At 50.3% G+C, this 12406-nt stretch carries 8 protein-coding genes; 3 read left to right on the top strand and 5 right to left on the bottom strand.

The window, feature by feature from the left end:
• Positions 1-31: 31 nt before the first annotated feature.
• Positions 32-565 (bottom strand): DUF3750 domain-containing protein, encoded by a 534-nt coding sequence (locus tag D9T21_RS03960; protein WP_123323825.1) that lies wholly within the window; start codon positions 563-565, stop codon positions 32-34.
• A 233-nt stretch (positions 566-798) separates the two neighbouring features.
• Here D9T21_RS03960 and D9T21_RS03955 point away from each other — a divergent pair, with 233 nt between their 5' ends.
• Entirely contained in the window at positions 799-2307 is a 1509-nt protein-coding gene (locus tag D9T21_RS03955) for a sodium:solute symporter family transporter (RefSeq protein WP_377907578.1), read from the top strand.
• 583 nt (positions 2308-2890) lie between these two features.
• Here D9T21_RS03955 and D9T21_RS03950 read toward each other — a convergent pair.
• Together D9T21_RS03950 and D9T21_RS03945 are read right to left on the bottom strand one after the other, a co-directional pair.
• Positions 2891-5992 carry an efflux RND transporter permease subunit gene (locus tag D9T21_RS03950; RefSeq protein ID WP_123323823.1) on the bottom strand — a complete coding sequence of 1034 codons (3102 nt, stop codon included), beginning with the start codon at positions 5990-5992 and terminating at the stop codon, positions 2891-2893.
• Between the two features lie 3 nt (positions 5993-5995).
• Entirely contained in the window at positions 5996-7063 is a 1068-nt protein-coding gene (locus D9T21_RS03945) for an efflux RND transporter periplasmic adaptor subunit (protein ID WP_123323822.1), read from the bottom strand.
• Positions 7064-7810: 747 nt separating this feature from the next.
• Between D9T21_RS03945 and D9T21_RS03935 the strand changes: the two genes are divergently transcribed.
• The gene (locus tag D9T21_RS03935; RefSeq protein WP_123323821.1) at positions 7811-9571 is read left to right on the top strand and encodes an acyl-CoA dehydrogenase family protein; all 1761 of its coding nucleotides are present in this window, start codon (positions 7811-7813) and stop codon (positions 9569-9571) included.
• Between the two features lie 51 nt (positions 9572-9622).
• Here D9T21_RS03935 and D9T21_RS03930 read toward each other — a convergent pair whose 3' ends face one another.
• Both D9T21_RS03930 and D9T21_RS03925 read right to left on the bottom strand, forming a co-directional pair.
• Positions 9623-10159: a DUF3016 domain-containing protein gene (locus tag D9T21_RS03930; RefSeq protein WP_105932767.1), complete on the bottom strand. Its 537-nt coding sequence runs from the start codon at positions 10157-10159 to the stop codon at positions 9623-9625.
• A 148-nt stretch (positions 10160-10307) separates the two neighbouring features.
• The gene (locus tag D9T21_RS03925; RefSeq protein ID WP_105932768.1) at positions 10308-10682 is read right to left on the bottom strand and encodes a hypothetical protein; all 375 of its coding nucleotides are present in this window, start codon (positions 10680-10682) and stop codon (positions 10308-10310) included.
• 285 nt (positions 10683-10967) lie between these two features.
• Between D9T21_RS03925 and ccoG the strand changes: the two genes are divergently transcribed.
• Positions 10968-12401, top strand: a complete 1434-nt coding sequence (gene ccoG / locus D9T21_RS03920) for a cytochrome c oxidase accessory protein CcoG (RefSeq protein ID WP_123323820.1) — start codon at positions 10968-10970, stop codon at positions 12399-12401.
• The last annotated feature ends 5 nt before the right edge of the window (positions 12402-12406 follow it).

Raw genomic sequence — 12406 nt, 5'->3', positions numbered from 1 at the left:
TGTTGCTAAACGAGAAAATTAAAAGGGAAAGCTAATCGGCATAGCCCGCTCCGATAGCGTTAAACGGCATATCAAGCTCCAGCTCAGGTACCTGTAATCCTACCCAGGCAGGAAAGGTATTACTATTGGGCCCAGGGAAAACAGTATATTCGTTAGCCCAGGGATATCTGTCGATAGCCGCCACGATATCCGGGATCAAGCGATGCGCCTTATCGCCCTGAATCGACAGCACCTTTTCTGGTCTGGCGCCATACCAGTAGCGGTCCGGACTGGCAGTTTTGAAGTTACGCAGCGCCGGAAGGCCGCTTCTGACGCGCCAGCCTACTACTTCATACACCTGATACTCTTTGGCACCCTGCTCTTTAAATGCCAGCCAGGTATGCACAGCAAACCAGCCACGCCAGCTAAAGGCATCGGCAGCATAAACCTCGATCACCGCATCCTGAACCAGTTCTGGCGAAGGCGCGATCCCCGCCGGCTCACGACTGGCAGTACGCCAGTCACTGTTGCTACAGGACGTGGTGGCAAACAATATTAATAAAACAGCGGCCAGTTGCCTGCCCATTCATTAAACCTTTTGTCGTATAAATAATCCGATAACTATCTAATCAGCAGCCGTGGGGTTATGCAAGCCAGTGCCGACCAAACTACCAGTGGTCAGGATAAACTTTAATCAGCACAACTGGAATTTGTACTGCTAAATCAGCATACTGGTTTAACAAACAGCAAATCAGGGAGCGTGTTTTGGGCTGGATTGATTACACAATCATCGCGATTTACCTTGTTGGCTTACTCGCCATGGGACTGGCTTTTCGTCATCAGCATAACAGCCGGGAATATTTTCTTGGCGGCCGGACGATTCCGTGGCCGGCATTATCGCTGTCGGTGATGGCCACCCAGCTCTCTGCTATCAGCTTTATCTCCGCCCCGGCATTTGTGGGGTTGCGGGAAGGCGGCGGCCTTATCTGGTTGTCTTATGAACTGGCGTTGCCCATTGCCGTGCTGCTAATGCTATGGCGTTTGTTGCCCACATTACACCAAAGCGGTGTGGTGAGTGTGTACGACTTCCTCGAACGCCGCTTTGAACGCTCCACCCGTTTGCTGATTAGTTTTGTGTTCCAGCTCAGCCGCTCCTTTGCCACCGCCATTATGATTTACGCCATTTCACTCATTTTGCAGGGCACCATGGGGCTGGAGCAATGGCACAGTATTGTGGTGATTGGGGTAATTACGCTAATTTACTCCGCCATGGGCGGCATGAAGGCAGTGGTGTTCGGTGATGCGATACAGATGATTATCATCCTCGCCGGTGCGCTCACCTGCCTGTTTGTGGCATTGGACATGATTGGTGGAGTGGACGCTGCACTGGCGCTTATCGACAGTGATAGAATGGAAGCGGTTAACGTGAACTCACTGGGCCTGAGCGGGAACGATTTCGGGCTCCTGCCCATGCTGTTTGGCGGTATTGTACTTTACGCTTCCTATTACGGCTGTGACCAGTCGGAAGCCCAGCGTTCGCTTTCGGCTCATAGCGTAATGGATCTGCGCAAGGTGATGTATACCGTCGCGCTCAGCCGCTTTCCTATCACGGTGATTTATTGCACCACGGGTTTAGTGATAGGCGCACTGGTACTGAATACACCATCGCTGGCAGCGCAGATCCCGGCAGAACAACCCGACTGGATGATGCCGGTTTTCATTATTAACTATTTGCCCGAAGGCGTTATTGGCTTACTGGTAGTGGCGATTATGGCGGCTGCCATGTCGTCGTTAAGCTCAGCCATTAATAGTCTGGCAGCGGTGACCACCGAAGACTTCTGTCGCTACAAAGGTCACGAGCCCAGTGATGACGAATACATGCGTTTCGCTCGCACCGCCGGCATCGGCTGGGGGCTGGTAACACTGGTATTAAGTTTATTTGCCGGTGACATCGCACCCACCATTATCGAAGCCATTAATAAAATCGGCTCAGTGTTTTACGGCCCGGTACTGGCTACCTTTTTACTCGGGATCCACAGTAAAACCATTACCGCAAAGGCCGCTAATATTGGCTTATTACTGGGCGTATTCAGCAATACCTTTTTATGGCTCAGCGACAACCCTATTTTCTGGTTCTGGTGGAATGCTATTGGTTTTGCGGTCACGGTTCTCAGCGGCCACCTCGCGAACCGCTTAATCCCCACCAGCAATAAGGCCACACCGCAAGCCAGTTATGCCGGATTGAATACCCGTATGATTGTAGTGTTGTCGGCCTGGAGCGCTGTTTTACTCTTCATTTGTTTTAATTTATCCAGCTGGCTGGCCTGATGACAGGGAATTTAGTAGCCCTACAACGTACTCATCATACCGGCCTATGAGCCGGCATCTCCTATAGAGGCTATCGGCAGATAAACAACTGATGCGAAGGAGCCAATACATCCCTCACGTCATCCCCGAATTTGCGCAGCAAATATCGGGGACCCCCTACCATGATATCGTAGAGTTTAAATAACCTGTGCTGAAAAGCTATGTCACATAAGTCAGACTTTTAAGGAGATCCCGGATAGGTCCGCTGGACCTTCCGGGACGACAGGATTTCTAAAAGCTGTAAAAAGTACTCGTCATACCGGCCCACGAGCCGGTATCTCCCCAAAAGGCTATCGGCTGATAAACAACTGATGCGAAGGAGCCAATTCATCCTTCACGTCATCCCCGAATTTGCGCAGCAAATATCGGGGACCCCCTACCATGATATCGTAGAGTTTAAATAACCTGTGCTAAAAAGCTATATCACACAAGCCAGACTTTTAAGGAGATCCCGGAAAGGTCTGTTAGACCTTCCGGGATGTCAGGGAATTTTTTAGCCCTAAAACGTATTCTTCATACAGGCTCGAGGGCCAGGATGAAAATATCACTCTCCTTTCACATAAGGAATGTCTTCGTCCAGCTCTTCCAGTTTATGCGTACGCTTAAGCGGTGAGCCGGTGTGACGTGCCATCCAGTAATAGGCGGTGGGCACTATATACAGCGTTAAAAAGGCCGAAACCAGCACCCCGGCGAAGATCACCATACCAATTGCCATACGACTCTCTGCCCCGGCACCGCTGGCCATTACCAGCGGAATACTACTGAAAACAGTAGTAAAACCGGTCATCACAATAGGCCGTAAGCGCATTGCTGAGGCTTTACGTAAAGCCTGTTCAAATTCCTCACCAGCATCGCGCAACTGGTTGGCGAACTCAACAATAAGAATACCGTTCTTGGCCGCCAATCCAATAAGCATCACCAGGCCTATCTGACTGTAGATATTGAGCGTCATACCAGCAAAATACAGTCCGATAAATGCCCCCAAGAGGGCCAGCGGTACGGTCATCATGATCACCAGTGGATGTACCCAGCTTTCAAACTGGGCGGCCAGAATAAGGTAGGTGATCGATAACGCCAGTAGGAAGACAAACACAAACGAGTTACCAGACTCCTGATACAACTGAGACTCGCCTTTATAATCAATCGACACCGAATCAGGTAATTCGGTTTCTACGATATTTTCCAGATACGCCAGCGCTTCTCCCAGCGAATAGTCGCCTGCCAGGTTGGCCGAAATAGTCACCGAGCGCATACGGTTATAGCGGTTAAGCTGTGCCGAAGTCGCCTGCTCCTTGAAGGTCAGCAAGTTATCCAGCGGGATCAGCTTGCCGGTATAACCAGAACGAACATAGAGGTTTTCAATGCTGTTGGGGCTTCTGAATTCAGACTCTACCCCTTCCATAATTACATCGTATTCTTCGCCACGATCGAGGAAAGTGGAAACCCGACGCTGGCCCAGCATGGTTTCTAGCGTGCGGCCCACATCACTTATTGATACGCCCAGATCTGCGGCGCGGTCGCGGTCTATCTCAATCAGTAATTGCGGTGAGGTGGATTTATAATCGGAATCAATACGCACCAGTTTAGGATTCTCTGAGGCTTTTTCGATGAGGATATCGCGCCACTCCGCGAGGTTTTCATAAGTATCGCCCTGCAACACAAATTGTACCGGCCGGTTAAAGCCGCCACCGCCTATACCTGAGCGCATAATCGCAAAAGCTCGCACATCAGGAATAACATTCAGCCGTTCACTGATTTCATCCATAATGTCAAAAGTGCTACGGTCCCGCTCGTCCCAGGGCACAACGCCTACAACCACAATGCCAGCCCGGCCGCCCCAGCCTGGTGCGCGCACTAAGACGCGGTCGAGTTCACCGGCATCACGGTACTCCATCACAATGTCTTCGACTTGTTTGAGGTTACGTGAATTACTTTCAAAGCTCGCGCCTTCCTGCGACTGCATTATAATAAAGAAGTTACTGCGGTCTTCTTTAGGTGTGAATTCGGCCGGAATACGTTGCTGCAACTGATAAATTAAGCCTACTGCCACAGCCAGTAGCAGCATCATCATGATTGGCTGATGAATGGTTTTACCCAGACTGTTAAAGTAGCCACCTTCCAGTTTTTTGAAGCTGTTATCCAGCCAGTTGCCAAACCCGGAGCGTTCGCTTTTCTTCAGCAGGATAGAGCCCAGCATGGGTGACAGGGTAAGAGCCGTAACACTTGAGAAAGCCACTGCCGCGGCGATGGCCAGGGCAAACTCGGTAAACAGGCGGCCCACGTTACCTTCCAGGAACACCAATGGCACAAACACCGAAATCAATACCAGCGTAGTAGCGACAACCGCAAAGCCAACTTCCCGGGTACCACGATATGCCGCCAGTATGGCGGGCTCACCCATTTCGATACGGCGGTGAATGTTTTCCAGCACTACGATAGCGTCATCCACCACCAGACCAATCGCCAGCACCATGGCCAGCAACGTCAGCAGGTTAATGGAAAAGCCCAGCGCCAGCATCACGATAAACGCCGCAATCAGAGAAACCGGTACTGTGACAGCGGGGATCAGAGTGGCGCTTACATTTCCCAGGAATAAATAAATCACCACGACCACCAGCAACATGGCAATGCCCAGAGTGTTGTATACCTCTGAGATAGACTGCTCAATAAATACCGAGGAATCGTAGCTTGGCACAATAAAAATATTGTCCGGCAGGCTTTGTTCGATGCGGGCAATTTGTTCGCGGGCCGCGCGCGCCACTTCCAGCGTATTGGCCTTGGACTGTTTGATTATGCCCAGGCCAATCATGTTCACGCCGTCACCGCGAAACTCGGTTTCATCCTCTACCGCAGTAAGCTCAACTTTAGCGATATCGCCTAAACGTACCAGGTAGCCGTCGGCACCAATGGCTACAGTGAGCGCCGCAAAATCTTCCGGGGTCAGGAAGCTACGCGCCACCCGTACCTCAAAATCGCGGTTTAACGACTCAACCTGCCCAGCCGGTAACTCGACGTTTTCTGAGCGGATCACCGACTCAACATCGGCCACGGTAACATCTCTGGCGGCCATGGCGGTTCTGTCGAGCCACACTTTCATAGCGTAGGTTCTGCCGCCACCAATGCGCACCCGGGCCACGCCGTTAACAATCGACAAGCGATCGACCAGATACCGCTCGGCGTAATCAGTTAGCTCCATGGTGTTGAGGTTGGTACTTCGCAGGTTAAACCACATTACCGGCTGTTCATCGGAGTTGGACTTCGACACCTCCGGCGGATCGGCCTGATCCGGCAGGTTATTCAAAGCCCGGCTAACTCTTTCCCGCACATCATTAGACGCCGCGTCGATATCCCGCGACAGTTCAAACTCAATGGTAATATCGGAGCGCCCATTACGGCTGGTAGAGGTAATATTTTTAATTCCCTCAATCCCGCTGATACGGTCTTCGAGTAACTGGGTAATGCGGGTTTCAACAATGTTTGCAGATGCGCCAGGATAGTTAGTATTAATGCTGACGATAGGCGGATCGATATCCGGATATTCGCGCAGTGACAACATAGAAAAAGACACGATACCAAAAATAATCAGCAGCAGATTGACTACCGAGGCAAAAACCGGTCGCTTTACCGATACGTCTGATAACCACATGATTTAGCTCTCCAGCGTATCGCGATTAAGTACTCTTACCTCAGAGCCGTCGCGTACCCGCAGCGTGCCTTCAACGATAATTTGTTCGCCCGCATTCAGGCCATTAACGATTTGCACCCAGCCAGGGCGACGCTCGCCAACCATGACCTCGCGCTCGGAGACGACGTTATTCTCGGCCACCACGTATACAAACTGCTTATCGGCATTGGGCACCAGGGCTTCTTCCGGGATCACCAGCGTATCAAGTACCTGCTTTTCGATGGTGACCTGCATTAGCATGCCCGGGCGCAGCTCTGCCTCGGGGTTATTAATTATCGCCCGGGATAAAATAGAGCGGGTAACCGGGTCGATACGCGAGTCTATGGCCGTAATCTCGCCACTGAATTCCCGGCCCGGATAAGCTACTGATGTAGCCGTTACTTTTTGGCCTAGCGCCATACTGGCTAAATGATTTTCCGCCACGTTGAAATCCACCTTGATAACGCTGATATCATCCAGCGTGGTAATTTCATCGGCGGGACGAACCAGCGAACCAACGCTGACCCGGCGAATACCAAGACGACCATTAAATGGCGCTTTGATTTGCAGGTCATCAAGTTGCGCATTGGCTACCGCTATTTGCGCTTCAAGGGATTTTACCAGGGCCTGCTGCTCATCGAGTAACTGCTCCGAAGCTGCGCTGGTGCTGGCCAGGTTTTTAATTCGGCTCAGTTGGCGTTTAGCCTCTTCCAGACTTACCTGTAACTGCGCCACCCGGGCGACTTCTTCTTTATTGTTCAGTTGTACCAGCAGTTGACCGGCTTCGACCTTATCACCGTCATCAAATAACACACGGGTTACCGTGTCGGCGACCTGGGCCGTAAGGGTTACGGATTCATTCGCAGTGGCGGTTCCCAGCGCATCGATGGTAACCGGAAACAATTTATTGCTGACCTCGTAAACCTTAACCGGCGTCAGTTTTTTTGTCATCGTTTGACCGGCTTGCTCCTGAGGCCAGTTTAAAAAAGCCAGCAACCCAACCAGTAACACCAAACCCAACAACAGCGGCGACAGCTTTTTACCCAATGCCATAATCAATCCTGCTATACTGGTACCCAGGATTATTGTCATCAGCGGGCACCGGAACTTAATAATAAATGTTAACCAACGGCTTAATTTTACCCGATAACCTCAGTAAGAGAGCGCGTTTAACAGCAATAATCTGTGTTTTAACGTTTTTCGGTTGCCACCCCCTCCCTCCGCCTGCGCCAAGCTGCAGAATTTCTGAAAATATCAGCCCGTTACCCGACTCAACCAAACTCAATGCCACAGCATGTCTTATTCGCATAAACAACAGCGTGTTGATGGTCAGGCACCGATTGTCCGGCAAACTGGATTTGCCGGCAGGCGGCGTACAGGGCAATTAAAGTCTTCGCTGTACTGCACACCGGGAAACCTGGGAGGAAACCGGGTTTAATCACGAGGTAGGCAAGCTGCTTACCTATTCCTCTTCAGGAATGCCGGTGTTCCGGTGTAAAGGCCAGGCCTCCATGGCGGCACTGGCCGAGCAGGTAGCGGCGCCAGAGTAGGCTAAAGTAGAGGTAACCGAACTGATTCGGATAAACTCATTTGAGATATCCGACGAAGCATTAAGGTTTAATGATGATCTGATCCCGCTCCGTGATGCGTTTGTAAAGGCTGGAGAGGAAGAGTAGCCAGCAGGTTGTTGCTTTATTGCGCTGGCTCAAGTTAATAACACACTGTGATTTTGCTTTTCATACAGGCGTTGTATGGTAACACCACCACACAATCAGACCTGATTGAACAAAGGAGAATGGTATGCCGGCATACACCCCACCACTCGCTGATTTTACTTTTCTGGTAAAAGATTGGCTGAAAATTGATGCGCTTTATCAATCGTTAGGGCTGGAAGAATTCGATGCAGAACTGGCACTGGAGGTGATAGAGCAAGGTGGTAAATTTGCCACCGACGTAGTCGCACCGCTCAATCGTGAGGGCGACGAACAGGGTTGTAAGCTAAGCAACGACCAGGTGGTAACCCCTGATGGCTTTGCTGCAGCTTATCAAAGTTATGTGGACAACGGCTGGAATGCCATGCTTGGCGACATTGAATATGGCGGACAAGGGCTGCCTTACTCAATGGCTGTACCGGTACACGAAATGCTTAATTCGGCCAATCTTAGCTGGCGCTTAACTACCATGCTTACCGAAAGTGCGGTGCTTGCAGTCACCAAGCATGCTTCTGATGAACTCAAAGCACAGTATCTGGAAAAGCTGGTCAGCGGCCAGTGGACCGGCACCATGAACCTCACCGAACCGCAGGCCGGCAGCGATCTGAGTCTGCTATCGACCAAAGCTGAGCCGAATGATGACGGCAGTTACAAGATTACCGGCAGTAAGATCTTTATTACCGCCGGCGATCACGACTGGACCGAAAATATCATCCATATGGTACTGGCGCGCTTACCGGATGCGCCAGCCGGTGTGAAAGGCATCAGCCTGTTTCTGGTACCCAAATTCCTGCTCGACACCAACGGCAATCCGGGCGAGCGTAATGCCCTGGCGCCCAGTGCGCTGGAAAAGAAAATGGGCATTAAAGCCAGTCCCACCTGCGTCATGAACTTCGACGGCGCTAAAGGCTGGCTGGTTGGCGAACCGCACTGCGGTCTGGCCTGCATGTTTACCATGATGAACGATGCCCGCTTTCAGGTGGGGCTTGAGGGGCTCGGCGCTTCAGAGGCCTCTTTTCAGGGCGCATTAACTTATGCACGGGAACGTCTTCAATCCCGCGCACCACAAGGCGTTCAACAACCGGGTGACAAAGCAGATGCAATTGTCTACCAACCCGACATTGCGCGGATGCTGCTCACCCAAAAAGCATTGACCGAAGGTAACCGGGCACTGGCTATGTTGTATGCCAAATATATGGATATAGCGCATAACTCAAGCGGTGAAGCCCATGACAATGCCGAGGCCATCCTGCAGTTTCTAACACCTGTCTGTAAAGCCTTTATGACCGACACCGGTTTAGAGTCCACCAGCCTGGGCATTCAGATATTCGGCGGTCATGGTTATATTCGCGAATGGGGCATGGAGCAGCTCATGCGTGATGTGCGCATTGCCATGCTCTACGAGGGCACCAATGGTATTCAGTCACTCGACCTGATTGGTCGCAAACTGACCCGCGACCGGGGCGACATGCTGGGTGCGACTCGTAACGCTTTTGCAGAATTAGTAGCCAGCATGGCCAGCGGCGAAGCCCGGCAATACGCTGCGGCCTTACTGGACGAGTGGTATCAGACTTCGTTACAGGTAAAAGCCTTTTCGGCGGTGGATGCTGCCGGTGGCGCTTGTGATTATCTGGCATACACGGGTTACAGCCTGCTTGGCGTTTTATGGTATTCCATGGCAGATTGTGCGGCACAGGGCGATAACCCGGTGCTGGCCGCTGGCAAACAAAAAACCTGTGATTTCTACATGCAACGGCTGCTGCCGCGTACCGCCGCCCATAAAGCTGCGCTGTTAGAATCTGCAGACACCTTACTGGCCGTTGTGGGCAGTGAGTTTGATTATCTGTAAGCCGGATTGAGACCCGTAAAAAAGGCCGCTACAAGCGGCCTTTTTTAACAATTAGTTTTTCGCGATAGTATCTTCAAATTCATCATCAAACCAACGTTTGATCATGTCTTTTTCATAGCGGAACTGATCACTGCTGCGAGCGCGGCTTATACGGTTCATAAAAGCCATTTCTTTTATCTTTACATCAGCAGACTTCACCACTTTGTCGCCTTCTTTCAGTTGGTAACTAAACTCCATCCGCGGGATATACACTGTATCGATAATACGGATATCGAAAGCTCCCGCGCGCATGGTTGGCCAGACTTCCCCGGCTAAATCCAGATCGGTAACAGTTACCTCAAGTGTCTGACCTTCCGGTAAGGCTTCAGCCAGTTTATTAAAGTATTCATCCAGCGACTTAAATACGCGGTTACGAAAACTTTTGCGCGATTCGTTACTTGGTCTGACATCGGTATATGACTTGGGGTCTTGCCAGGTAATTTCGACTTTCGTCTCTGCCGCTTCAGCAGTGCTTTTTTGGGCCAGAGTGGCGCCAGAAAATACCATGAGCGCAGGTACCAATAGCCACGACGCTTTTATATTTCGCATTGTAGGGTCCCCCCGAAGGTGTGATTCGAAGTCAGAGTATATACGTACTCAGTTAACTATTAGAACAATAAACCGCCAAAAAGTTTAACGGTTTATCGTATCTTTGAGCCTATCAGTCTTCACCTGAACCGGGGATGAACAGGAGCAATCAGCTATTTTGCGTGTCGGTATTCAACACCGGTGAACGGCGAATCTCAGAGCAAAACGTGTGAAGCGTCACGCCGTGGATGTAAGGATTTCTGTCTGTATTTTCACAATAAGCATCATAGAATTGCAGCGTTCTGACTCGTGAGGACAGTACCGTATCGAGATAATCTTTCTGATAAGGACGCATTGCCGAATACTGCACTGCCAGACTGTCTTTAATTTCAGCCAGCTGCTGGCGCTCTTCACGCGTAGCGATCTCTTCCATCCAGTCACTCAGCGTAGCCTGAACGTCAGAAAATAAATACTGAACAAACGGTAGCTGTAATACCACTACCAAAATAGCGATTTCAATGATGACAGCGATTGAACGAAACATGCTTTATACTTCTCCCAAACTAGTGAGCCAAGTTTATCCCACGTCTAACCATTTAATAAGGTACGTGTTTTATACGTAGTTATTAAGTGTTATAGCTGTACTGGATAGTTCATTTTTTCGCCTGACCCGTTTGTCGCTGCCCAGGCACCAAGTGTGTACACCTAAAAAATACGTTACACTGTAGCTGCGGCGAATCAGACTGCGATTGATCTATATTAAGTAAAATTAATATATGACAGGTATACTGCTGCCGTAATCATGTTTAGCTTCAGTGAAGGTAGTCCCATGAACGACCAGATCCCGGTGAAAAATGTTACTCCGGTAAAAGTTCACAAACCCGAAAAACTCGACGAGTCAAAACGCTATACGGCGCGCGACCGAATCTATGTGCGGTCGGTTAAAGGCCCGCTGGAAAACTTCCGTCGATTCTTCGGCTTCTTTTTTATTGCCTTATTCGTTGCCATCCCCTGGATCCAGTATGACGGCCATCAGGCTGTGCTGCTGAATATTGTGGATCAGCGTTTTACGATTTTTTCACTGACCCTGTGGCCACAGGATCTGACGCTGCTGGCCTATATCTTTATTGTGTCTGCCTTCGCTCTGTTTTTTGTAACGACCTTTGCAGGCCGGGTTTGGTGTGGCTTTATGTGCCCGCAAACTACCTGGACTTACATCTACGTGTGGTTTGAAGAATTCTTCGAAGGTAACCGCAACAAGCGCATTAAGCTGGACGAACGCCCAATGGACTTCGATAAGTTCTGGCGCAAAGCAGCCAAGCATACCGCCTGGGTTCTGGTTGCATTGCTCACAGCGATGACCTTTGTTGGCTACTTCACACCGGTAGCTCAGTTGTACGTTGACTTTTTCACTTTTAATACCAGTTTCTGGGCCGGCTTCTCAATTATCTTCTTTACCGTGTGTACCTATGCTAACGCGGGCTGGATGCGCGAAATCATGTGTACCCACATGTGTCCATACGCCCGCTTCCAGTCAGCGATGTTTGATAAAGATACCTTTACCGTTTCTTATGATGCCAGCCGCGGTGAGCAGCGTGGCCCGCGTTCGCGTAAACTGGCCCATGAAGATTTAGCCGACAAGGGCCTCGGTGAATGTATCGACTGTAACCTGTGTGTGCAGGTTTGCCCTACCGGTATCGATATCCGTAACGGCTTGCAATATGAGTGCATCAACTGTGGTGCCTGTGTGGATGCTTGTAACGGCGTAATGGAAAAAATGAATTATCCCAAAGGGCTTATCAGTTTTACCTCAGAGCACGAACTGGCTGGCGGGACCACCCATATCGTTCGCCCTAAACTGGTGGGCTACCTGGTGGTACTGCTGGTAATGTGCGGTCTGCTGGTTGCAGATATTGTAACGAGAGTACCTCTGGAAGTGGATATTATTCGCGACCGTAACTCACTGTATCGCGAGAATATGAACGGCGACATTGAGAATGTGTACACCCTTAAAGTCCTCAATAAATCACAAACTGAGCACACTTATACAATTAAGGTAGAAGGTTTGGCGGAATACGAGTACATTGGCGAACAAGTTGTTACCGTGGGTGGCGGCGAGGTATACAGCCTGCCTGTATCAGTCGCAACTGACCCCTATAATCTGTCTGGCCGGGTTACCGAAATATACTTTAATGTTTCCACCACCGAAGCAGACGGTACTGTTGTAGAGGTTAGCGAGCCATCGAAATTCCTTTATCGATAAACAGG

The sequence above is a fragment of the Marisediminitalea oceani genome, assembly GCF_003731635.1.
Lineage (GTDB): Bacteria > Pseudomonadota > Gammaproteobacteria > Enterobacterales > Alteromonadaceae > Alteromonas > Alteromonas oceani.
The sequence above is the reverse complement of the archived record's forward strand: the minus strand, read 5'-3'. Positions and strand labels throughout refer to the sequence as shown.

What these genes read in the sequence shown, in the direction of transcription:
- D9T21_RS03960 (WP_123323825.1), bottom strand. Translation starts at nt 565, where the DNA reads ATGGGCAGGCAACTGGCCGCTGTTTTATTAATATTGTTTGCCACCACG.
- D9T21_RS03955 (WP_377907578.1), top strand. Translation starts at nt 799, where the DNA reads ATGGGACTGGCTTTTCGTCATCAGCATAACAGCCGGGAATATTTTCTT.
- D9T21_RS03950 (WP_123323823.1), bottom strand. Translation starts at nt 5,992, where the DNA reads ATGTGGTTATCAGACGTATCGGTAAAGCGACCGGTTTTTGCCTCGGTA.
- D9T21_RS03945 (WP_123323822.1), bottom strand. Translation starts at nt 7,063, where the DNA reads ATGGCATTGGGTAAAAAGCTGTCGCCGCTGTTGTTGGGTTTGGTGTTA.
- D9T21_RS03935 (WP_123323821.1), top strand. Translation starts at nt 7,811, where the DNA reads ATGCCGGCATACACCCCACCACTCGCTGATTTTACTTTTCTGGTAAAA.
- D9T21_RS03930 (WP_105932767.1), bottom strand. Translation starts at nt 10,159, where the DNA reads ATGCGAAATATAAAAGCGTCGTGGCTATTGGTACCTGCGCTCATGGTA.
- D9T21_RS03925 (WP_105932768.1), bottom strand. Translation starts at nt 10,682, where the DNA reads ATGTTTCGTTCAATCGCTGTCATCATTGAAATCGCTATTTTGGTAGTG.
- ccoG (WP_123323820.1), top strand. Translation starts at nt 10,968, where the DNA reads ATGAACGACCAGATCCCGGTGAAAAATGTTACTCCGGTAAAAGTTCAC.